A 22,070-nucleotide genomic window follows, 5' to 3' on the forward strand; every position below is an offset into this window, starting at 1 on the left:
CTCAGGCGGCCTCGAACGCGGCGCGGGTCAGCTGGGTGCGGGTGCGGTCATTGCCCTGCAGTTCCTGCACCACGGCACCGTTGTTGAAGACAAGGATCCGGTCGGAATTCGCCAGAAGCTCGGCATCTTCCGAGGAATACAGAAGGATCGCCATGCCCTTGTCGGCCAGCGACCGGATCAGCGCGAAAAGTTCAAGCTTGGTCGCCAGGTCGATGCCCTTGGTGGGATCGTCCAGCAGCAGCACCCCGGTTTCATCCATCAGCCAGCGCGAGATGATGACCTTCTGCTGGTTCCCGCCCGACAGCGAACTGATCGGGGCCATGCGTCCACCGTGGCGGGTGGCGAGGATCGCCAGCACCCGGTCCACCTCGGCCGAGAGGGTGGCGTGGTTCACGAAGAAGGCGCGGGTCTTGAACAGGTGGATCGGCACCACGTTTTCAAAGATCGACCGCCCCGAGATCGCGCCGTCGCTTTGCCGGTCGCCCGAGATATAGCCGAAGCCCTGCCGGATCGCCCGCCGGGGCGAGGGCAGGGTGATCGGAGCCCCGTCCAGCGTCAGGGTGCCGTCCAGCGGCTCCAATCCGAAAAGTGCGCGCAGAAGGTCGGACTGGCCCTGGCCATGCAGCCCGCCCAGGCCGAGGACCTCACCGGCGTGCAGGGTGAAGGACACATCGCGCAGCCGGCGCGAGGTCAGCCCCTGAACCCGAAGCTTTTCCGGACCCGGCACCGGTGCGGCAGGAGGGTCGGCAAAGACGCTGGCCCCGGTTTCGCCGCCGACCATCTCGGCCACGATACGGTCGCGTGTGGTTTCCGCCAGCGGGGCCGAGGATACAGTTTCCCCGTCACGGATGACGGTCACGCGGTCGCCGATCTCGAACACCTCTTCCATGCGATGCGAGATGAACACGATCGAGGCCCCTTCGGCCTTGCGGCGGTCGAGTTCGCGAAAGAAGGCTTCTGTCTGCGCCCGGTCCAGGGCCGAGGTCGGTTCGTCAAATATGAAGATCCGCGCGCCACCGGCAAAGGTCTTGGCGATTTCGACCAGCTGGCGCTGATCGGGGCGCAGGTCACCGACGCGGGTCTTCAGGTCGAAATCATCGCCGGCCACGTCGCGGAAAGGGGCAAAGACCTTTTCGGCGCGGGCCAGCACCGCCTTGCGATCGACGAAACCGGCCCGGCAGGGCAGATCGCGGGCCAGGATATTCTCGGCCACGCTGCGGTTCTTGGACAGCGACAGTTCCTGGTAGAAGATCGAAACGCCCAGGTCCCGCGCGGCCTTGGGGCCAGAAATGGTGATCTCTTTCCCGTTAAGCTCGATCCGGCCGCCGTCGGGTTTCACCGATCCGGCCAGGATCTTGCACAGGGTGCTCTTGCCCGACCCGTTAGCGCCCATGATCACGTGCAGCTCACCCGGGTGCAGCGCGATCTGGCCGGACTTCAGCGCAACGGTCGCGCCATAGGCCTTGTACATGTCTGTCATCGTCAGCTGTGGCATGGGGCGTCTGCTTGGTCAGAAGGCTGCGGGGCGGGGGTCACCGGACCGCGGAACGGTCCGATGCTGTGTCATATCATGTCGTGAAGACGTCGATCAGTCGAAGAGCGCGGTGGCGTCGTCGATGCTGAGCGAAGAGGTGTAGGAGGTGTAGCCGGGCTGACCCTCCAGCGCGGCCGAGGCTTCGCCCAGGTTTTCATCCGAGATGAAGGGAATGGGCAGGTACATCGCGTTGCCATAGACGCCGGCGGTGGCCGGTTCTTTCAGCTCCTTGCCCATCAGCATGTTCACGGCCACGTTCAGGGCCGAGGCCATGACACCCGGAGGGTTCACCGAAGCGCCGGACTTCAGGCTGTTTTCCGACCAGATGTCGATAAAGTCCTTGCGGATCTCGCCGGTGGCATAGATGTCGTCGCGGCCCGCATCCTGCATCGCGCGCCAGGCCCCTGCGGCCATGCCGTCCTGCACCCAGACACCGTCGATGTCGGGATAGGTGGCCAGGATGTTCTGCATGGCCTGCTGGCCCTGCGCCTGGTCCCAGTTGCCGTTGACTTCGTTGACGATCTCGATGCCGGGGAATTCGCCGAAGACTTCCTGGTAGCCGGCAACGCGCATTTCGTTGGCCGGGTGACCGGCGACACCGTTGATCGCCACGACCGTGCCCTTGCCGTCCAGCGTCTCGGCCAGCCAGCGCGCGGACATCTCGGCCCAGCCCTTCTGGTCGATGCCGACATAGATCGCATCGGGGCTGGAGACTTCGGCGTCGGTGGCGATCACGAGGATGCCGGCATCTGCCGCTTCGGCAAAGACCGGGTCAAAGGCCGTCGGGCTGTTCGGGTTGATGATGATCGCGTCGACACCCTGGCTGATGAAGTTCCGCACATGGGCGATCTGGCCGGGTACGTCGACGTTGGCGCTTTGCACCTTGGTGGTGACGGTGACGCCCTTGTCGGCCCAGGCTTTCGCGGCCTCTTCGGCTTCGGCGATCATCTGGGTGCGCCATTCGGAGCCGACCCAGCCATTGGACAGACCGATGGTGAATTCTTCTGCATGGGCGACCGTTGCGGTGGCCCCAAGCAACGACATCACCGATGCCGCCTTGATGAACTTGGACATTCTACTCTCCCTGATGTGTTACCCAGGCCACGTGTCTTCCGGCTTTGGTAATCGATTACCAAGCTGCCTGCGCGCAGGTCGATCTGTCAATATGAAATCGATTTCCAAGTGGGGCGCATGGGTGAAGGCAGGAAGTTTCTGCATGTGAAAACAGGGTCTAGGAGCCTGAAATTGTGAAGCTAATTTTAAAATGATGGATGTGCATCACGCCGCAACGCGGAAAACGCCGCTATAGGTCTGCGCATTCACTTTACAGCGAAGGCACGCATGTCATCGCCGCCTGACGCCTGCGGTGGATTCGCAAATTCAAGCCGCCAAACCGGGGATCGGTTGGGCGGATCACTCTGCCATCAACAGCCCTTCGAACGCCGCGCGGCGGGCCCCTTCGATCGGCACCGGGCGGTGCGTGTCGCGGCCGACATAGACGTGGACAAAAAAGCCCTCGGCGGCGGCTTCGTCTTCGTCGTTGCGGAACAGCCCGATTTCGAACCGGACCGAGGATCCGCCGATCCTCGCCACCCGCAGGCCCGCATGAACCACGTCGGGAAACTGCATCTCGGCGTAGTATTTGCACCCCGTCTCGACCACCAGCCCATAGCTGTCCGAGGTCAGAGGATCCAGAAGCCCCTGTTCGATCAGCCAGCCGTTTACCGCCGTGTCGAACAGCGAATAATGCACCACGTTGTTCATGTGGCCATAGGCGTCGTTGTCCATCCAGCGGGTCTGCATCGGGCGGAAGGTGGCGAAATCGGCGCGGCGGGGGCGGGGGGCGGCCATCACCAGGCGGCCCGGTAGATCGCCAGCGCGTCCGCCTGGGTGACGGCGCGCGGGTTGTTGACCAGAAGGCGCTGCTGGATCATCGCGTCCTCGGCCATCTTCTCAAGCGCGGTTTCGGGGATGTCGACGTCGCGCAGGCGGGTCGGCATCTTCAGTTCAACCGCCAGATCGGCCAGCGCCTCGATGAAGGCGGCACAGCGGGCCTGGGTGCCTTCGACCTGGGCCAGCTGCGGGAAGGCGTCGGCGGCGATCTCGGCATAAAGCGCATAGGCCTCAGGCGCGTTGAAGCGCAGCACATGTGGCAGGACCAGCGCATTCGACAGCCCATGGGGGATATGGAAGGTCCCGCCGATCGGATAGGCCAGCGCATGCACAGCGGCGACCGGCGAATTGGCAAAGGCCTGGCCCGCCAGCATCGACCCCAGAAGCATCGCGCCGCGCGCCTCGACATTGCCGGGATCGGTAACGACCGTGCGGATATTCGCACCCAGAAGCTGCAGCGCCTGCCGGGCCAGCATCTGGCTAAGCGGGTTGTTGTTGGCGTTGGAGGAGGCATAGGCCTCGATCGCGTGGACCATGGCGTCAACCCCGGTCGCGGCGGTGATCGACGCGGGCAGGCCCAGGGTCAGATCCGCATCCAGAAGCGCGATGTCGGGCAGGATCACGGCCGAAGACACGCCGCGCTTTTCCTCGGCCCCGACGGTGATGATCGAAACCGGCGTGACCTCGGATCCCGTGCCGGCGGTGGTCGGCACCAGCACCAGTGGCAGGCGCGGGCCCTTGGCCTGACCGACGCCCCAGGCCTCGTCCAGGTCCTCGCCCGAGCCAAGCAGAAGCGCCGCGACCTTGGCCACGTCCAGCGACGATCCGCCGCCAAAGCCCACGACGCCGGTGGCACCTTCCCCGGCCGCGACCGCCTGTTCCAGCGTCGCGCGGGACGGATCCGCCTCGACCGTGTCGAACAGGATCACCTCGTGTCCGGCGTCCTTTAGCGCGGCCAGCGCAGGGTCACACAGCCCCAGCTTGCGCAGGCCCGGATCGGTGACGAACAGCACCCGCTGGCCCAGCAGCCCGCCTGCCACCTGCGCCAGTTCGGCCGAGGCCCCGGGCCGGAAGACAATGGACTTTGTGGTGTTGAAGACAAAGGGCTGCATGATCGAATTCCCGTGGGTCAAAGTGCTGAAATCGTGGTGCGGGCCGGGGTCCTGACGGGCAGGTACAGCGGCCGCACCGCCTATCCTTAGACGCAAGGGAAGGGGCTGGCAATTTTCATGGAAAGGGATCGCACAGGATCATGCGCCGCGGGCGGGCATGATCCGCTTTGACAACGAAAAGGGTTACGCCAACCCGGCGTGGAAAGGGCAGCGGCGGGCATCGCAGTTTTGGTTGTTTCGGGTCCGTCGTGCCTTTTTCGGCCTAACTGGGCGGGGCCGGATGAATGAATGGCCAGGGAGAGGCATCGCCGCCCCGGGGCACATGCACTTCGATCACCCGCGGCGCCGCCGAGGCAAGGGCCTCCTGCAGCGCGTCACGCAGGCCTTCGGGATCCTCGACCCGCGTTGCTTCGACCCCGAAGCTTTTGGCAAGGGCGACGAAATCAGGATTTTCCAGGTCCGATCCCAGAAGGCGATTGCCATATGTGGTCTGCTGGTCCCGACGCACGTTTCCATATGCACTGTTGTTGAAGACGATGGCGACCACGGCGATGTCGAACTGCTTGGCGGTCGCCAGTTCCTGCACGCCGAACATGAACCCACCATCGCCGGATACTGAAACGACCGCCTTGTCAGGATGGGCCACCTTCACCCCGAGCGCGGTGTTGAATCCAAAGCCCAGGTTGTCCTGATAGCCACAGGTCACATATTGGCGCGGCGCATAGACCGGGAAACACATGCGTGCGGAAAACCCGACCTGGCTGACTTCCTCGACGAAGAAGCCGTCGCGAGGCAGGACCTCTCGGATGACGCGCAGATAGGATTCCTGGGGCTGCACAGCGCGAAAAGCTGCCTCGGCCTCGGTGCGCAGTCGGGCGTAGTCTGCCGCGCGTGAAGGGCGGGCTTTGGTGGACTTGGACAGCATTTCGACCAGGGCCCGGGTGCCTTGGGCCGCATCGGCAACCAGACCCAGATCGGGCTTCAGTCGGACCATCTCGGTCGGGTCGATATCGATGCGCAGGGTCTTCAGCCCCTTCGGCATCCAGCGCCAGCGAAAGTGCTGAAGTTCCAGCCGGGATCCGATGCCGATCAGCAAATCGCAGTCCTGCCAGTACTGCCAGGCGGCAGGCGGCAGAAGCGACAAGGGATCATCTTCGGGCAGGACGCCCTTGCCTTGCCGATGTGCCGTGACCGGGGCCTGGAGCAGCCGCGCCAGTTCGGCGATTTCGGGTCCTGCTTCGCGGGCTCCTCCGCCGACCATGATCAGCGGGTTCTTCGCCTCAGAGATCAGCGCAACGGCCTGGGCAATCTGGTCCGGGTCGGGGGTCGGCGGGGGTGGAACGATCACGGGCAGAGGGTCCGCCACCTCGGTCGCCTGGCCGAAGACGTCCCAGGGCGCTTCGATACCGGCAGGCCGGGGGCGCCCCGACAGCATCTGGCGAAAGGCTTCGTCAATCCTGGTGCCCGCTTCCGAGGGGTGATTGATCCGGTCGGCCCATTTGGTGATGCCCCGCAGGGTGCCAAGGTGGTCCGGAAGTTCGTGCAACTGGCCGCGGCCCTGTCCTATCAGGTGTGACATGATGTTGCCGGTGACACAAAGCACCGGGGCATTGGCCCCATAGGCGGTGCAAAGGGCGGCCCCGGAATTCAGCAGCCCCGGTCCCGGCACCACCGTAAAGGCCCCAACCCGCCCGGTCGAGGCCGCATAGCCATAGGCCATATAGCCCGCGCCCTGTTCGTGCCGCGTGTGGATGAACCTTATGTCCTCTTCCCGGGCGAGCGCGTCGTTGAAGTCGTACATATGCGCGCCGGGGATGCCAAAGACCGTGTCGACGCCATTGGCGCGCAGGCTCTTGGCGATGATCTCTCCGGTGGTCAGTTTCGTCATGTCCGAACCTCTTCTGAATGATCTTGCGATGGCGGGTCTTCAGGATAGGTTCCGCCTGATGTCTTGGTCCTGGGCACGCGCTGCCGGCGCGCCTGATCTGACCTTAGAATTGCGCGCGCAGATGCCGCAGCCCCCCGGCCAAAGTTCCGACGTCCGATCCCACAGCCAGGAATTCGACGCCCTTTTTCGCGTAACCCTGCGCCAGCGTATGGTCCGAGGTCAGGATGCCCGCCGCCCTCCCCGCCGCGCGGATCCGATCCAGCGCACCGTTGACCACGGTTTGCACCTCTGGCGCGCCGGGCTGGCCGAGGTATCCCATATCGGCGGCCAGATCGGCAGGACCGACAAAGATCCCGTCGACACCTTCGATGGTCAGGATATCGTCCAGCGCGTCGATGCCGGCGCGACTTTCGACCTGAAGCAGCAGGCAGACCTGATCATTGGCGCTAGAGAGATAATCGGGGATCGCGTTGTAGCCCGAAGCCCGCGCCAGCGCCGCTCCGACACCCCGCACACCGGCAGGCGGATAAAGCACCGAGCGTACGACCTCACGCGCCTGATCTGCGCTTTCAATCATTGGCACCAGCAGGGTCTGCGCCCCGATGTCCAGCATCTGCTTGATCCCGGCCCGGTTGTCATCGCGCGGGCGGACGACGGGATGGGCCTGTGTGCCGATGGCGCGCAGCTGTGCCATCACGTCACGCAATCCGTTCGGGCCGTGTTCGGCATCGATCACCAGCCAGTCAAAGCCGCAGCCCGCTGCCAGTTCCGCCACCGAAGGATCGCCCAGACCGACCCAAAGGCCAATCTGCGTTTCGCCTTGCGCCAGCCTGGCTTTGAAGGTGTTCTGTGGGGCAGGCATCCTGGATCCTTAATCAAAAGTGATGGCCACTTGGCCGAAGGGACCGAAGTCGGCATCGATGACGGTACCCGGCGGGCATTCCACCGGCGCGATGAAGCTGCCCGACAAGATCACCTGACCGGCTTCGATCCGCTGGCCATATTGGCCCATGCGGCGGGCCAGCCAGACGATACCCATCACCGGGTCGTTCAGCACCGCGGCACCCAGCCCCGTCGCCACGACTTCGTCGTTCTTGCGCAGAATGGCCCCGGTCCAGCGCAGATCATGGGCATCCGGCGCATGCCGTTCGGCCCCAAGAACCAGCCCGGCATTGGCGGCGTTGTCGGCCACCGTGTCAAAGATCACACGCGGCTGTCCGGTCTTTGGATCCTGCCGCAGGATGCGGGTGTCGAGGATCTCAAGCGACGGCACCACCGCCGCGGTTGCCCCAAGCACCTGATCCCGGGTGACCTCTCCCTCGAGGGGTGCGCGCATGACAAAGGCGATCTCGGCCTCGACCCGAGGCTGGATAAAACGGCCTGCAGGCACGCGCCCCCTGGTGTCGAACAGCATGTCATCATACAGAACGCCCGAGTCCGGGGTGTCGATCTTCAGCGCCTCTTGCATGACTTTCGACGTCAGGCCGATCTTCCAGCCGATGATCCTGCGACCCGCCGCCAGTTTCTGGGCCATCTGTGCGGACTGGATGGCATAGGCGTCGGCCAGGGTGATGTCGGGATGGCGCATGGACAATAGCCCGATCTGCTGACCGGTGTATTCCGCCCTTAATAGCGTGGCAGCCGCGGTTTCAATGTCTTCGGGCGTCATGCTTCGTCCTCCACGCCGTTGCGCAGGATGCCGATGCCCTCGGCCTCGACCTCGATCACGTCGCCGGGTTTCAGCCAGATCGGCGGATCAAAGCGCGCGCCCGCACCCGTCGGGGTTCCGCAGACGATCACGTCTCCGGGTACAAGGGTGGTGAAGGTGCTGACATAGCTGACGATATAGCGGAAATCATACATCATCCGCCCGGTCCGATCCTGCTGCCGGACCTCTCCGTTCACGCGGGTCTCAAGCGCGATGTCGTCCAGCTGGGCGGCGTCCTCGAAGGGGACCAGCCAGGGCCCGATCGACCCAGAGCGATCCCAGTTCTTGCCCTGGGTCACATTGAATTTCGCATGGCGCACCCAGTCGCGAATGGTGCCCTCGTTACACAGCGTCAGCGCCGCGATGTGGTCATAGGCCGCGTCCTGGGGGATGCGGCGTCCGCCTTTGCCGATGACGATCGCCACCTCGCCTTCGTAATCCAGCTGGGGCGATTCCGGAGGCCGCACCAGGTTTTCGCCATGCCCGACAAACGACCGCGGAAACCGGATGAAGATCGAGGGGAAGGCCTTCGCATCCTGGGTGCCGTCCTTGTATTCCGCATTTCGGTCGGGAAAGTTCACCCCGATGCAGATCAGCTTTTCCGGGTTGGCGAGCGGGATCAAAAACCGCACGTCCTGTTCGCTCAGGGTCGGGGCGCGGCCATCACCGGCAGCGACCAGCTTGGGCAGGGCACCGGCCTCGATCACCTCTTTCAGGCCGGGATAGAGGGCCCCGAAGTCGGGCGTCAGATCGATGATGCCACCCTGGGCGACAAGGCCATAGCGCGCAGTGCCGTCCAACTCGAATGCGGCGATGCGGGGTCTTGTAGCGGTCACCATTCCGGGCCTCATGGCGCAATGATCGGGGAGGCCCCGAGCGATGAGGGGCGCGGCTCTACCCCGGTGAAAACCGATCCGTGTTCAAACCACGACCGTGGTGCTGGCGCCCCCCAGAGCGTCTGACGCTGCGGGTCTTTCAGATCCCACTTGATTGCCTCCAGATCCGGATCGACGGTCTGGTAGTCCGAACAATAGATCTCGATCCGGTGGCCATCAGGGTCGAGGATATAGAGGAAGAAGGCGTTGGAAATACCGTGCCGCCCGGGCCCGCGTTCCAGGTTCGACACATAGCCCGTCGTCGCCATCAGATCGCACAGATCGATGATGTTCAGGGGTGTCGGCACCCAGAAGGCGGTGTGGTGCAGGCGCGGGCCCAGACCGTTGGTAAAGGCGATGTCATGCACGCCGCCCTTGCGATGCGTCCATGCTGCCCAAAGCCGTTTGCTATCTTCGTCCTCGGTGTATTCGGTGACGCGAAATCCGATCTCGTTGTAGAAGCCGACGGCGGCATCCACATCCGGCACGAAACAGTTGAAATGATCGATCCGCAGGGGCTTTACCCCTTTGTACAGCGCATATTTCTGGTGGATGGGCTCCAGCCGCTCCATCTTGAAATAGAATTCGATCGGCAGGCCTAGATGATCATGGGTCGCCAGGGTCCGACCCTGATAAGGGCGTTCGACCCATTCGACCCTGTGCCCGCGCCCCTTGAACCAGTCATGCGCCTTGTCCAGCTGCGCCTCGTCGAACACCTTGAAGGACAGCGCCTTCACATGCGGCGTCTCGGACTTGCGCAGGACCATGCAGTGATGGCCGCGTTCCTCCAACGCGCGCAGATAGACGGTGTCGGCATCTTCATCGGTGATCTGCAGGCCGAGGGTGTCGACATAGAACGCCTTCGAGGCCGCCAGGTCGGTGACGCCAAAATCAACATGGCTCAGCCGGATGATGTTGAAAGGGGGGTAAAGTTCTGGGGCGGGAATGGGCATCTGATGCTCCTTGCGAGGGAAAGGCCGGATCTTGCGACGGGATCGAGGGGTGGGGTCAGCCCCCCAGCCTGGGCACCTTGTGCTGCGCCCGGGGGAAGCTGACGTTGACCGTTTCCATGTAGAAATCGAAGGACCAGTCGCCGCCGTCCCGCCCGATGCCGCTGGCCTTGGTGCCGCCGAAGGGGGTCGGCAGGTGGCGGATGTTTTCCGAATTCACCCACATCATGCCCGCGTCCAGGCTGTCGGTCATGCGCATCGCGCGGTCCAGGTCCCGGGTCCACAGATAGGCCGCCAGCCCATAGGGCACGTCATTGGCGATCCTCAGGGCCTCGTCTTCGTCCCGGAAGGGGATTGCGGTCAGGACGGGGCCAAAGATTTCCTCTTGCGCGATGGCCATGTCGTTTCGGGCCTGGGTGAAGAGCGTCGGCGCGACATAGCAGCCATCGCTGCCCAGCTTGGTGCCGCCCGTCGCAATCGTCGCGCCTTCGGCCTGTGCGGTGTCGAAATAGGACAGCACCTTGGCTTCGTGTTCGGGATGGATCAGCGGGCCGACCACCGTTTCGGGGTCCAGCGGATGGCCAACCTTGATCCGTTGCGCCACCTCGGCCACGCGCTGCGTGACCTCTTCATAGATCGTGTCCTGCACCAGTAGCCGCGAAGACGAGGTGCAGCGCTCACCGTTCAGCGAATAGATCATGAAGGTCGCCGCATCGACGGCCCGGTCGATATCGGCGTCCTCAAAGACGATCACCGGGTTCTTGCCGCCCAATTCGAAATGCACCCGCTTCAGCGTCGCCGCCCCCTGCGCCATGATCAGAGATCCCGTGCGGCTTTCACCGACAAAGGCGATGGCCTTGATGTCGGGATGTTCGGTCAGCCGTTTGCCGGCGTCCTCGCCCATGCCGTTGACCACGTTCAGCACGCCTTTCGGCAGGCCCGCGCTTTCCGCGATTTCGACCAGCAGCTTGGCGGTCATGGGACTGAACTCGGCCGGCTTGTGCACCACCGTACAGCCCGAGGCCAGCGCCGGAGCGATCTTCCAGGTCGACAGCATGAAGGGCGTGTTCCAGGGCGTAATGACGCCAACCGGCCCGATCGGGCGGCGCGAAGTCGTGTTCATCTGCGTCGGCGTGCGGGTCACGGCACCGTCTTCGGCATAGGGGGCCTGATCTGCGAAAAACCGGAAATTCGCCGCGCCCCGGATCGCCGCCTTGGACATGAACCGCAGCGCCTGGCCGGTGTCCATGCATTCGGTAAAGGCGATCTCTTCTGCGCGGGCCTCGATCGCCTCGGCCACCCGGATCAGGATCTTGCGCCGCTCGGCGCCGGGGGTTTTGGACCAGAGGGGAAAGGCCTCTTTTGCTGCGGCGGTGGCGCGGTCGATATCCTCGGCCCCGCCCTTGGCCACCTGCGCCAGCACCGACAGATCCACGGGCGAGACCGTTTCGAATACCGACCCCGAGGCCGCGGGAACCGACTCTCCGGCGATGTGGTTCATCACCCCATTGGCACGGAAGTCGGCCATATTCCGGAGTAACCGCTCAGGCACGGCAGCTCATCATCGGTGAAGAGGTTTCGCATGATCTTGCGAGAACGGCCAATCGGTGCGTGTCGATCTCGGCTGCGATCCTGCTCACCTATACCTTTGCATTCAGCGCGCGGCGGTTGCACGTCTTTCACTCCATCCAGCTCTGTTCGAACATGTCCATTCTATTTGTGTTTCAGAACGCTAGGGGACTGGTCGCAACCCAGTCTAGAATGTGCCCCTTCGCCGAATTGACGCGCATAGTGTGAATTATGTTGCATCATCTATCGGATGCGAAAGCTCATTCTCGGTCCCTCAGAAGACAAAACAGCGCTTCACCGGTTCTGCTGGTGTGAACTTCTCTTGTTACTCATCGCCAGATGTCCGAACCCGCTCTCGCAGTTCTTCGAAAATCCCCTCACCGACCGAACCGAGCGTCTTCATCGTCGGCTCTCTTGAAAGACTGCACCGGACAGGAAGGAGGCCGAAGCCTTGCGGATTCCCCGGGACCTGATGGATCTGCCTGTCCGAAACGGAACTGGTCACAGGCCAGAGCCGATAAGGGCCGAAGAAGTCATGACGGGTGCCATCCGCCTGGATGCGTTTCAGCTACGTAGCGGATGATCCAACCCTAATTTCGGCCAGTCACCTTCCTAGTATCAGCTCGCTCACCTGCGTCAGGATCATCTGAAAGCTTCAAGCGGGTATACTTGATTCCGTGCCAGTCATCCTGAGGCCAGCCAACCGCTCGGTCATCGCAGTGCTGAAGGTGTCGACTATGGATTGCGGGAAGGATCTGGGAAGGGATTGCGCGGCGGCACCGAGAGCTCCGGGCACGGCTGCCGCGATTTCCTCGATCAAGTCCGTGGCGTGTTTCTTCGAAATCCCCGCGCGCGTGGCGGTCCGCACAAAGTGCCGTCCGTGGATCTGGTCGACGCGATAGTGTCGCCTGTCGCCGACCGACATCGCCATCTTCATCTGCTTGCGTTCGAGCTGGCGGGCATTTAGCGCCCCTTGCGCCGACACGATGTCGTAGAACGGTGTCATCCGATAGCTGCCGCCGGGGCTCAGGAATACGCTGAAATTCTCGGCGTGGCCATCCGTGGCACCTATCAACCAGAAGATGAGCTGAGCTTTCAAAAAGGTGTCCTGATCCTCGATCGGGGTATCGCTGCCTTTGAGCGGCCTCAGGACACCGATCATGCCGGGACCGCCCTCATTCTGGTATTTTAGCGTGGGGGGCAGACAGGGCCTGACAGCCATCCTCCTTGGGCAGTCGCAGTAATCACCCGTCTTTCGTCCAGCGGCGATCAAATCGCTCAATGACCAGTGCCTTGATATCTCCAAACGTCTGGATCGTGGCGGTGTTCACCGGCAGCCCGAATACGGCCGTGAGTTTCAGGCAGTAATATTCGTTCTCGACACAATCCGAGAGGTCGATGCCGCCGGGCAATGTCCCGATCTGCGTCTTGATCAGATGCGTCGTCGGGGTTGTGCCGTGGAGTCTTATCCACTGACCCTCATTCCAAAGCAGGGCGGTCTTTTCCTGCGCGCCGGCAACCGAAATCCGGAAGGCGTCGTCGCGGGTGAGGCCGAGGGGTGCCTGGCTCAATCCGTCAGGATTTTCTCGATGGCTGCGGCATCGACCGCGTCACCTTCTATCTTGCCGGTGGCATTGGGGACGTCGTCCTCGCCGGCGATGAACTGAAGCGCCCACACGCAGTTTTGACCGGCGCGCGATCAAGCCGCTGCTGCGGGTCTGAGCCTGACAGGACAGTGAAAACGCGAAAGCCCGGCCGTGACGACCGGGCTTTTTGTTGCGGCCAGCATGGCTGGTCGGCTGCAGTTGAACCCCGACTTGATGGGATGGGCAACAGGCCGCAAGCTGCGACCCGAAGGTCACAGGTGCAGCGGCGGTACAACGTTGACTTCTGGAACGCCGCCAGCCTGGGCCAGGACGGCAAGAGACAGGCTATGTGTCGGACCGACGTCCCAGGTCGACAGCACCCATCTTTGCCTCGCACGGTCCGGTGAAGGGATCACCATGGACGGTGGATCAGGACAGACGGCAAAGCTGTCCAGGGCCATCAGCATGGCCAGTCCGGTGCCTTTCATGTAGGCTTCTTTCAGGGTCCAGATGTCATAGAACATCCCATGCCGATCGCCGGGAACCGCGGCCTCCAGGCAGCTGCGTTCGGCCGGTGCAAAGGAATCCCGCGTGATCGCGAACGGGGCGGAATGGCGGCGTTCTTCCACATCGACACCAAGATCGGTCCCCGTGCCATCGCCACGGCCACCAGTCCATGCGAATGGCTGAGGTTGAAGCAGATGCCGTCGCGTTGTTTGGGGGGACAGTTCGGGTTTCCCCCGAGGGCCGACCACAAAACGCAGGTCCTGAGCCCTGCAGCCCGACTTCTTGGCCAGCATCCGCCGGCACAGCGCATGTGCCACCACATAGTCGCGTCGGTCGCGATCATGATGGTACCTGGTAGCGCGGGCCTGTTCGTCAGGGCCGCAAGCAGACGCAGCAACCGGACGTCATGCTCATCTTGGCCAGAGGCGCGCCAACCACGTTCAGCCCGACATCCAGCGAAATCCCCAACCCGAAACTTAGGTCCAGGACCACGACTTCCTTGGGTGTTTCAACCAGACACAAGGGCGATTGATAGACGTCAGCATCAGACATCTCGATCCCGCTGCAGGCAGCAACTGACTGACCCAAAAAAATGGGCAGATTGATGGTACAGCTGTCCTGAGCATGGTGCGCCTTCGTCACTCTTCAAAATGATGGCTCAAGACACGCGGCCGCAGCGGCGCGCCCGGCCCCTTGCCGCGGCACCCTGTCACGAAATCGGCAACGGGCGGCGGTTGAACCCCCGTTCCAAGGGTGTAGAACGACCGCGCTTGCCCCTAGTTCAGGACCCGTCATGATCCGCCATTTCGTCTTCTTCACCGCGCAGGATGCGGACAACATCGACACCGTGCGCAAGGGGCTGCAGATCCTGACGCAGATTCCCCATGCCCAGCACCTGGAAATTGCGCTGAACCGGAAATCCGACCCGGCCAGCAAGGAAGTCGATGTCGTGGTCTACGGCGAATTCGCCGATGATGCGGCGCTTGCGGCCTACAAGGCGCATGAGATCTACGCGGAATCCATCCGCCGCGTGAAACCCATTCGCGAAATGCGCTTTGCCGCGGATTACGATACCGCGCGGGCCTTTACTTCGCCCGATGATCTCGGCTGAGGAACGGGCCGCCAGCCCCACGGGTCAGGCCCCCTTTGTCCTGCTGCGCGATGACCTTGCAGGTCGGGAACTGTGTTTCGATGCCCCGCATGCGCTGATCCGCGCGGACCGGACCGAAGACGTGCTGCCCGCCCTGCGCCGCATCGATCAGGCGCGCGCGGCGGGCAAATGGTGCGCGGGTTTCGTCGCCTACGAGGCGGGATTTGCGCTGGACCCCAAGCTGCTGGACCACATGCCCCGGGATCGCGCGACGCCGCTGGTCCTGATGGGGGTCTTCGACGCACCCCTGGATCGCCCCGTGCCCGCCCCGCGGACCTCGCCCGCCGGGCTGACGGACCTGCACCCGGGGTGGCGCTTTGACGAGTATGCCCCGCGCTTTGCCCAGGTCCACCAGCACCTGCGGCAGGGCGATATCTACCAGGCCAACCTGACCTTCCCGTTCACCGCCCGCTGGCATGGCGACCCCCGCGCGCTGTTCGATCGGATGACGGCGCTGCAACCGGTGCGCTATGGCGCGCTGGCGGCGCTGGACGACGGCGCGGTGATCCTGTCCCGCTCGCCCGAACTGTTCTTCGAGACAAGCGAGGACGGCTGGATCGAGACGCACCCCATGAAGGGAACCATCCGGCGCGGGACCACCCCGAATGAGGACCGCGCCCTGGCCGACACCCTGGCGCGGGACGAAAAAAGCCAGGCCGAGAACCTGATGATCGTCGATCTGCTGCGTAACGACATATCCCGCATCAGCCAGGTCGGAAGCCTGCATGTCCCCGATCTGTTTGCCATCGAAAGCTATCCGACCGTGCACCAGATGGTCAGCCGCGTGCGCGCCCGCCTGACCCCAGGCACGACCCTGGGCGACATCTTCACCGCGTTGTTCCCCTGCGGGTCGATCACGGGTGCGCCAAAGATCCGGGCGATGCAGATCCTGCGCGGGCTCGAAGCCCGGGCGCGGGGGGTCTATTGCGGGGCCATCGGCTTTGCCGCGCCCTCGGGGCATGCGCGGTTCAACGTGGCGATCCGCACCCTGACGCTGCACCCCGCCGGCACCGCCGAATTCAGCGTCGGCGGCGGGCTGGTCTTTGATTCCGACGTGCGGTCCGAATACGACGAATGCCTGCTGAAGGCGCGTTTTGCCACCGATCTGGTGAAAAGCTGATCCCTAGGCGCGGTCGGGTCGCGACAGCAGGTCCTGCAGGATCGCGTTGACCTCATCCGCCGCTTCGTAAGGTGCCCAATGGCCGGTGTTTTCAAGCCAGTGGGTGCCCGCCTGCGGGTTCCAGCCGGTCACGATCTGCGCGCGATCCGGGGTTTCGCCTTCGGGAATGAAGGCATCCTGCCGCCCCCAGGCAAGCGAGACATGGCCGGGGAAATCCACCAGCACGTCGCGCATGCCCGGCCCCCAGTCCAACCGTTCGACCCGCAGCCGTGCGGCGCTGGATCCCAGGTGCTGCACGGCGATGCTTTGCGCGGTGACGCTGTCGTCGCGCGCGAACATGATCGAGCGCAGGTTGAACGCCAGAGCGTCCCGCAGATCAACGCCCCTGCGGTTGCGCACGCCGCGCATGTCGGGCTTGGCCCCGCGCGCAATCCCCGCCGGTGCGACCAGCAGCGCATGGCTGATCCGGTCGCGGTGTTCCGCCATCAGCCGTCCGCCGGTGCTGCCACCAAAGGAAAACCCGAAGACCCTGTAGCGCGTGTCGCGCCCGATCAGATCGTCCAGACCCTGCGCCACCGCGCGCCCGACCGCCGCGATCGACAGGTCTTCGGGCAGGTCCGAGGCACCAAAACCCGGCTGATCCGGCACCAGAATGCGGTTGGTGCTGGCGAAGGCCTCGATATTCCGGACGAAATGCGGCCAGGAGCCATAGGCCCCGTGCAGCATCACCAGGACCGGCGCATCCGCCGGGCCCCATTCGGCCCAGGTGATCTGCTGCCCCGGGGCTCCGGTGACATGGGTCCGGGCCTGGGCCCGCAGACGATCCATCTGGGCATCCGCGCCCAGATGGCTGTCATCGCTGTCGGTGCCGTCCATTCAATACCCCTTGAACACGGGCGTGCGGCGTTCATGCATGGCCCGGACCCCTTCCTTGAAATCCTCGGTCGGGCGCACCAGGCTTTGTTCGAAATGCTCGGCATAGGTGGCGCGTTTGAAGCCGTCCAGGAAGCCCATCCGCAGCGTCCGGCGCACACCCTGCACCGCCAGCGGGCCCGAGATCGCGATCTCGCGCGCCATCTCCAGCGCGGTGGCGCGCACGTCCTCGGGCTGGACCAAGCGGTCCAGCAGACCGATGGTCAGCGCCTCTTCGCCCGGGACGCGTTCGCCGGTCATGAACATCCAGGCGGCCTTCTGTTCGCCCACGACACGCGGCAGCGTGTAGGTGGTGCCAAAGCCCGGATGATAGCCCTGCCGGGCAAAGTTGGCCGACAGGCGCGACGCCCCGGATCCGACCCGGAAGTCCGCCGTCAGCGCCAGCCCCAGCCCGGCCCCCACGGCCGCACCCTGCACGGCGGCCACCACGGGCTTGGCATTGCCGACCAGGCGGTGCGCTTCCTGGTACAGGTGGCGGCCGGCCTCTTGCGTGATGCTGTCACTGTCGTCCTTGGCGCGCTCGGCCAGGTTCGCCCCGGCGCAGAAATGCTTGCCTTCCGAACACAGGACAATGGCCCGCACATCGCGATCCGCATCGGCGGCGTCATAGGCATCACCCAGGGCCGAGATTGCGGCGATGTCGACAAAGTTGTTCGGCCCCCGGCACAGTTCGATCACGGCGACATGGCCGTCGCGGGTCAGGGTTACATCGGTCATGGGGCCTCCTTCAGGCGTTTCGGCGGGTCAGGCGCACTGCGTCACAGCCCCGGAATTCGGTCGTCCAGCGCGTGGCGCGCGATCAGCATACGGTGCACTTCGCTTGGCCCTTCGTAGATGCGCATCAGACGGACGTGGTTGGCCATCATCGCCAGCGGCAGTTCGCGGGTCATCCCCATACCGCCAAGCGCCTGCATCGCCTTGTCGATCGTGTCCCAGGCCAGTTCCGTACCCATCAGTTTCACCATCGAACATTCGGTCCGCGCCTGTTGACCGCTGTCAATCTTGGCGGCCGTGTTGTAGACCATCAGGCGCAGCGCATGCAGCTGCATCTCGGCATCTGCGATCCACCATTGGATCGCCTGACGGTTTGCCAGAAGATCGCCAAAGGTCTTCCGATCCCGCACCCAGGCCTTCATGATATCAAGGGCATAGCGGGTCTTGCCCGCGCACCATGCCCCCATCTGCACCCGTCGCGTGTTCAGCCGCAGCTGCATTGGGCCAAAGCCATCGCCCTCTTGCCCCAGCAGGGCCGAGCGCGGCAGACGCAGGTTGTCGATCACGATCTCATAGGTCGTGTGGCCGCCCAGCATGGGGATTTCGCGCTGGATCACGAAGCCGGGCGTGTCGCGGTCGACGACAAAGGCGCTGATCCCGCCGCGCGCACCCTTGGACGGGTCGGTCGAGGCCATGAGAATGGTGAACGCGGCCTTGTCGGCCTTGGTGATCCAGATCTTGCGGCCGTTGATGACCCAGGTGTCACCCTCAAGCACGGCGCGGGTGGTCATGGCGGCCGGATCGGCCCCGCCGCCGGGTTCGGAAATGGCGATGGCGCTGATCGCCTCGCCCCGGCTGTAGGGATCCAGATAGCGCAGCCGCTGTTCCGGGGTGCAGCATTGCATCAGCATCCGCAGGTTCGGGCTGTCGGGCGGGAAGGTGTATTCGATACAGGTCTGGCCCAGTTCCTCCCAGACGCCGACCATGGTCACGCAATCCAGGTCCGAGCCGCCGTATTCCTCGGGCCCGTCAAGGGCATACAGGCCAAGCTCTTTCGCGCGGGCATCCAGTGGCCCGCATTCCTCGTCGGTCAGATAGGCGGTGCCGCCGCGGGCTTCGCGCGCCAGGACCTGGGGCTCCAGCGGGCGCAGGTGGTCATCGCGGAACCGCGCGCAGAGATCGCGCAGCATCTGCTGTTCATCGCTAAGCCTGAAATCCATTGCGCCCCCTCCTGATCAAGGGTTAGCCTTTACTTACCGATCGGTCAACTCGATCTGCGCCGACGCAAATGCAGGGGCGCACTTGGGGTTTCACGATGCGGAACAAAGCGATAGGTTGCGGCGCGATACAGATTGGAACCCCGATGACCCAGGCCGACGAACCCGAACTTGTGAAACACTCCGGCAAGATGCCCGGCGAAAAGCGCAAGGCACAGATCCTGTCTGCCGCGACCAAGCTGTTTGCGCGGGCGGGTTATACCGGCACGTCGCTGCGGGATGTGGCCGAGGAATGCGGCATGACCAAAGCCGCGCTGTATTACCACTTTGCCGACAAGGAAACGTTGCTGCGGGCGGTGGTGGAACACCGCATGTCCATGCTGAACAAGGTGATCGACGCCGCCCTGGCCGACATCCCCGAGGATCAGCCGATGCAGCGGATCCGCGCCTTTGTCCGCGCCAGCGGGCGGCATATCGACAATGACCGGGCGGGCTGGGTCGTGGGCGCGCGGATCTTCTGGTCGATCGACGCGCTGGCGGATCGGGACGCGGTGATCCCGCTGCGCGACCAATACGAAGGCCGGCTGCGCGCCGAGATCGACAAGGCCATCGCCGCCGGAGAGCTGGTGGATCAGGACAGCGGCATGATCTCGCGGTTGATCCTGAGCTGGGTGAACTACACCCCGCGCTGGCACAAACCCGAAGGCCCGCTCAGCGTCGAGGACGTGGTGGATCAGTTCCTGGATGTCACCCTGGCCGGTCTGCGCCCCCGGTAAGGGCGCAGTTTCGGGTCACTCAAGCTGCAGGTTGTTCAGGCGCTGATCGCCGGGCAGCTTCGACCGTTCCAGGATGATCTTGGAAATCGCCCGTGCCCGCACCGGGGTCAGCCCGGCCAGGATCGGCGCGGCGGTGCGTTCGGACATCGTGCCCAGAACCATCACCGAGACCTCGATATCCAGGTCGTTCATGATCGCGGCGGCATCCTTGGGCTTCATGTTGGAATACAGCGCAACAAGGCGGCGGACATCGTCGGTCTTGGCGGCTTCGACCTTGGCCAGCAGCCCGTCGAGCGCGGATTTCAGATCTTCCAGACGGGCCTGTTCCAGCTGAAGCTTTTCCGAGGCCAGGTCGATTTCGGCCTCGCGCTGTGCAAGGGCGGCTTTCTGTTCTTCCAGAAACTTCCGTTCCGTCGAAATGATCTGAAGCATCTCTTCCGGCATGGCGCAGGCGCGCGGCATCGTGTCGGTCGCGGCCTCTTCGGCGGGCTTTTCTTCCGGCTCGGCCGTGGCCGCGATGGCGGGCGACAGGAACAGACCTTCCCCGGCCGGCATGGGTTTTGCCGGTTCGATCAGCGCGACGCCCAGCTTGGCGACGCCGACACCGGCCAGCGCCAGCAGAAGGATCGGGAAGGGCCGCATCGCCATGATCAGCCCCGCGTCCGTGCGGTTTCAAAGAAGCCGCGCACCAGATCAGACTTGCCCGAGACCTTGGTGACGCCTGCGGGTTTCTTCACCTTTTCGCGGCTGGTGCGGAAGGACACCACCTGCGCCTCGGGCTTGTCGGCCTGCGGCATGGGGATCGGGTTGCGCACCTTTTCGGCAACGCTGCGCAGCATGGAAACCGAGCTTTCCGATTTCTCGACCGCGTCCGAGAACTGGCCCACGACCGGGCCCATGTCCTTCAGAACCGCCAGCAGCGCCTTGACCCGGCGGTCCACCAGGTAGGCATAGGCCAGCGTGCCGACCAGCAGGATAAGGATCGCAATATCAATTAGGTAGGACATCGGTCATTTCCTCTTCGTCTTTCAGCTGATCGGTGATTTTCAGGGCCAGGCGGCCATTCTTGCGCTTGCCGGTCTGGGCCAGGTACATGTCGTGGCCGCTGCAGATCAGCGCGACCTCCTGGTCATTGTCGATGCCCAGATCCAGCACCTGCCCCTTCTTCCATTCCAGAACATCCTGAAGCGGAACGCGGACCTCGTGCAGGCGGGCGGTGACCAGGACCTCGGTGTCGGAAATCACCTCGGTCAGGTTGCGCCGCCAGGACTTGTCGCCGCCAAGCGACCCGCCATGGAAGGGCTGCACCAGAAGGTGGCGGATCGTCGACAGGGCGTTGAAGGGCGCGACCACGTAGAAATACCCGTCGCGGTCATCCATCGTCACATGCATCCGAAGCCGCACGCAGCCGGTGTTCGGCGGGGCCAGAACCATCGCCTGGGCGTTGGTTTCCAGATGCGAGACCGAGAAGCTGACGGCGGTCAGCTGCGCGAAGGTTTCCGACAGCTCGTCCAGGATCAGCTGCGTGATCTCGGACCCGATCTTCTTTTCAATCGCGGTAAAGCTGCGCGGGGCCCATTCGCTGCGCTCGGCCATGCGGCCGCCAAAGGTGATTTCCAGCGCGGAAATCAGCAGCGTCGGGTCGATCACCAGGGCAAAGGGGCCGTCCCATTCCACCTCTTCCACCACGGAAATCAGCGCCGGGCTGGGCACGCTTTCCAGCGCGTCGCCCGTGGGCAGGTAATCGATGCTGTCGATATTCGCTTCGCAGATCGCGCCGATGTAATGCTTCAGCGCCGGACCGACCGCCAGGGCAAAGCGTTCCAGCAGCACCTCGAGAATGGGGAAGCGCTCATAAGACCGCTTGGCCCGCTGGATGATTTCCTCTTCGACCGGGGTCGAGGCAGGCAGATCGGCTTTGGCGGATGTGGCGCTCATGGTTATTGCACAATCAGGTCAGCGATGAGGATTTCACGGGGCGCGTCGCTGTCGGCGACGGACCGGGCGCGGCGCAGCAGTTCGGCCTTGAGAACGGTCAGCCCGGCGCTGCCCTGGATGTCCCGTTCGGACAGCTGGCGCAGGTAGTCCTGGAAGGCGTCGCGCACGAAGGGCTTGCGCTCTTCGATGTAGGAGGCACCCGGCATGTTCTCGTCATAGACCAGCGCGGCGTTCAGCTTGAGAAAGCGGGTGGTCTGGCGGCCGGTGGCGGTGGTGGCGTGGATGTTGACGATGATTTCCTTGAAGGGCGTCACGATGATCGACACTGCGCCTTCGTCAGAAGAATGGGTGATCTCGACGTCGCCCGTGGGCGATTCCGCGGCCTTGGTCACCTCGATCGCGGCGGGATCCTTGCCGCCGATAACAAGGGCAAGCGCACCGTCGAATCCCATGGACGCAACCAGCCCGCCGGTCAGGGCCACAAGACCCACGACCGTGACAAGGACCAGTGAAACGACCCGTTTCTTCATGAAATGCTGCCCTATTCCGCCTGCTTGCCGATTCCGCATCTATCCATGAACGATGCGTGGTTATTTCTTG

24 protein-coding genes are annotated in these 22,070 nt (G+C 63.9%); 3 read left to right on the forward strand and 21 right to left on the reverse strand.

The genetic code is table 11. The features are described 5' to 3' along the window. Window position 1: 1 nt before the first annotated feature. The 14 genes from BMX99_RS16775 to BMX99_RS16840 form a co-directional block, all read right to left on the reverse strand. Window positions 2-1,495, reverse strand: a complete 1,494-nt coding sequence (locus BMX99_RS16775) for a sugar ABC transporter ATP-binding protein (protein WP_093454612.1) — start codon at window positions 1,493-1,495, stop codon at window positions 2-4. 93 nt (window positions 1,496-1,588) lie between these two features. Beyond that, on the reverse strand, window positions 1,589-2,608 hold the full coding sequence (locus BMX99_RS16780; protein WP_093454615.1) for an ABC transporter substrate-binding protein: 1,020 nt from the start codon (window positions 2,606-2,608) through the stop codon (window positions 1,589-1,591). A 339-nt stretch (window positions 2,609-2,947) separates the two neighbouring features. Continuing rightward, window positions 2,948-3,385, reverse strand: a complete 438-nt coding sequence (locus BMX99_RS16785; RefSeq protein ID WP_093454618.1) for an acyl-CoA thioesterase — start codon at window positions 3,383-3,385, stop codon at window positions 2,948-2,950. Further along, window positions 3,385-4,539, reverse strand: coding sequence for an iron-containing alcohol dehydrogenase (locus BMX99_RS16790; RefSeq protein ID WP_093454621.1), 1,155 nt, complete (start codon window positions 4,537-4,539; stop codon window positions 3,385-3,387). The genes BMX99_RS16785 and BMX99_RS16790 overlap by 1 nt, the downstream gene beginning before the upstream one ends. Window positions 4,540-4,801: 262 nt before the next feature. Next, on the reverse strand, window positions 4,802-6,427 hold the full coding sequence (locus BMX99_RS16795; protein ID WP_093454624.1) for a thiamine pyrophosphate-dependent enzyme: 1,626 nt from the start codon (window positions 6,425-6,427) through the stop codon (window positions 4,802-4,804). Between the two features lie 103 nt (window positions 6,428-6,530). Further along, window positions 6,531-7,289, reverse strand: a complete 759-nt coding sequence (locus BMX99_RS16800) for an aldolase/citrate lyase family protein (protein ID WP_093454627.1) — start codon at window positions 7,287-7,289, stop codon at window positions 6,531-6,533. Between the two features lie 9 nt (window positions 7,290-7,298). Then, window positions 7,299-8,096, reverse strand: coding sequence for an FAA hydrolase family protein (locus BMX99_RS16805; protein WP_093454630.1), 798 nt, complete (start codon window positions 8,094-8,096; stop codon window positions 7,299-7,301). Next, window positions 8,093-8,974, reverse strand: a complete 882-nt coding sequence (locus BMX99_RS16810) for a fumarylacetoacetate hydrolase family protein (protein WP_093454633.1) — start codon at window positions 8,972-8,974, stop codon at window positions 8,093-8,095. Before BMX99_RS16810 ends, BMX99_RS16805 begins: the two co-directional genes overlap by 4 nt. Before the next feature lie 8 nt (window positions 8,975-8,982). Further along, the gene (gene hpaD, locus BMX99_RS16815) at window positions 8,983-9,963 is read right to left on the reverse strand and encodes a 3,4-dihydroxyphenylacetate 2,3-dioxygenase (RefSeq protein WP_093454636.1); all 981 of its coding nucleotides are present in this window, start codon (window positions 9,961-9,963) and stop codon (window positions 8,983-8,985) included. Between the two features lie 55 nt (window positions 9,964-10,018). Continuing rightward, window positions 10,019-11,488 (reverse strand): 5-carboxymethyl-2-hydroxymuconate semialdehyde dehydrogenase, encoded by a 1,470-nt coding sequence (gene hpaE / locus BMX99_RS16820; protein ID WP_093454639.1) that lies wholly within the window; start codon window positions 11,486-11,488, stop codon window positions 10,019-10,021. Between the two features lie 696 nt (window positions 11,489-12,184). Beyond that, window positions 12,185-12,751, reverse strand: a complete 567-nt coding sequence (locus tag BMX99_RS19910) for a HipA domain-containing protein (protein ID WP_280140401.1) — start codon at window positions 12,749-12,751, stop codon at window positions 12,185-12,187. A 22-nt stretch (window positions 12,752-12,773) separates the two neighbouring features. Continuing rightward, window positions 12,774-13,100, reverse strand: a complete 327-nt coding sequence (locus tag BMX99_RS19915) for a HipA domain-containing protein (RefSeq protein ID WP_254772003.1) — start codon at window positions 13,098-13,100, stop codon at window positions 12,774-12,776. Window positions 13,101-13,387: 287 nt separating this feature from the next. Continuing rightward, entirely contained in the window at window positions 13,388-13,939 is a 552-nt protein-coding gene (locus BMX99_RS16835) for a 4'-phosphopantetheinyl transferase family protein (protein WP_139199582.1), read from the reverse strand. Between the two features lie 55 nt (window positions 13,940-13,994). Continuing rightward, window positions 13,995-14,174: a hypothetical protein gene (locus BMX99_RS16840; protein WP_139199584.1), complete on the reverse strand. Its 180-nt coding sequence runs from the start codon at window positions 14,172-14,174 to the stop codon at window positions 13,995-13,997. A 241-nt stretch (window positions 14,175-14,415) separates the two neighbouring features. On the opposite strand from BMX99_RS16840, the gene BMX99_RS16845 reads away from it, so the two are divergent. Both BMX99_RS16845 and BMX99_RS16850 read left to right on the forward strand, forming a co-directional pair. Next, the gene (locus BMX99_RS16845) at window positions 14,416-14,733 is read left to right on the forward strand and encodes a Dabb family protein (RefSeq protein ID WP_093454651.1); all 318 of its coding nucleotides are present in this window, start codon (window positions 14,416-14,418) and stop codon (window positions 14,731-14,733) included. Continuing rightward, a complete protein-coding gene (locus tag BMX99_RS16850) occupies window positions 14,720-15,892 on the forward strand; it encodes an aminodeoxychorismate synthase component I (RefSeq protein ID WP_093454654.1) in 1,173 nt (390 codons plus the stop codon). Before BMX99_RS16845 ends, BMX99_RS16850 begins: the two co-directional genes overlap by 14 nt. 3 nt (window positions 15,893-15,895) lie before the next feature. On the opposite strand, the gene BMX99_RS16855 is transcribed toward BMX99_RS16850, so the two are convergent. From BMX99_RS16855 to BMX99_RS16865, 3 genes are read right to left on the reverse strand one after another with little or no spacing between them, the layout of a single operon-like run. Then, the gene (locus BMX99_RS16855) at window positions 15,896-16,768 is read right to left on the reverse strand and encodes an alpha/beta fold hydrolase (RefSeq protein WP_093454657.1); all 873 of its coding nucleotides are present in this window, start codon (window positions 16,766-16,768) and stop codon (window positions 15,896-15,898) included. Further along, the gene (locus BMX99_RS16860) at window positions 16,769-17,542 is read right to left on the reverse strand and encodes an enoyl-CoA hydratase/isomerase family protein (RefSeq protein ID WP_093454660.1); all 774 of its coding nucleotides are present in this window, start codon (window positions 17,540-17,542) and stop codon (window positions 16,769-16,771) included. A 41-nt stretch (window positions 17,543-17,583) separates the two neighbouring features. Then, complete coding sequence (locus BMX99_RS16865) at window positions 17,584-18,759, reverse strand: acyl-CoA dehydrogenase family protein (RefSeq protein ID WP_093454663.1); 1,176 nt, start codon at window positions 18,757-18,759, stop codon at window positions 17,584-17,586. A 143-nt stretch (window positions 18,760-18,902) separates the two neighbouring features. Here BMX99_RS16865 and BMX99_RS16870 point away from each other — a divergent pair, with 143 nt between their 5' ends. Beyond that, window positions 18,903-19,532, forward strand: coding sequence for a TetR/AcrR family transcriptional regulator (locus BMX99_RS16870; RefSeq protein WP_170848845.1), 630 nt, complete (start codon window positions 18,903-18,905; stop codon window positions 19,530-19,532). 15 nt (window positions 19,533-19,547) lie between these two features. On the opposite strand, the gene BMX99_RS16875 is transcribed toward BMX99_RS16870, so the two are convergent. From BMX99_RS16875 to BMX99_RS16890, 4 genes are read right to left on the reverse strand one after another with little or no spacing between them, the layout of a single operon-like run. Continuing rightward, window positions 19,548-20,180: a MotE family protein gene (locus BMX99_RS16875; protein ID WP_093454669.1), complete on the reverse strand. Its 633-nt coding sequence runs from the start codon at window positions 20,178-20,180 to the stop codon at window positions 19,548-19,550. A 2-nt stretch (window positions 20,181-20,182) separates the two neighbouring features. After that, window positions 20,183-20,539, reverse strand: a complete 357-nt coding sequence (locus tag BMX99_RS16880) for a flagellar motor switch protein (RefSeq protein WP_093454672.1) — start codon at window positions 20,537-20,539, stop codon at window positions 20,183-20,185. Continuing rightward, complete coding sequence (locus tag BMX99_RS16885) at window positions 20,523-21,470, reverse strand: flagellar motor switch protein FliM (protein ID WP_093454675.1); 948 nt, start codon at window positions 21,468-21,470, stop codon at window positions 20,523-20,525. Before BMX99_RS16885 ends, BMX99_RS16880 begins: the two co-directional genes overlap by 17 nt. A gap of 2 nt (window positions 21,471-21,472) precedes the next feature. Further along, window positions 21,473-22,000 (reverse strand): flagellar basal body-associated FliL family protein, encoded by a 528-nt coding sequence (locus tag BMX99_RS16890; protein WP_244525659.1) that lies wholly within the window; start codon window positions 21,998-22,000, stop codon window positions 21,473-21,475. Window positions 22,001-22,070: the final 70 nt, after the last annotated feature.

Source organism: Pseudooceanicola nitratireducens (assembly GCF_900109195.1).
Classification (GTDB): Bacteria; Pseudomonadota; Alphaproteobacteria; order Rhodobacterales; family Rhodobacteraceae; genus Pseudooceanicola; species Pseudooceanicola nitratireducens.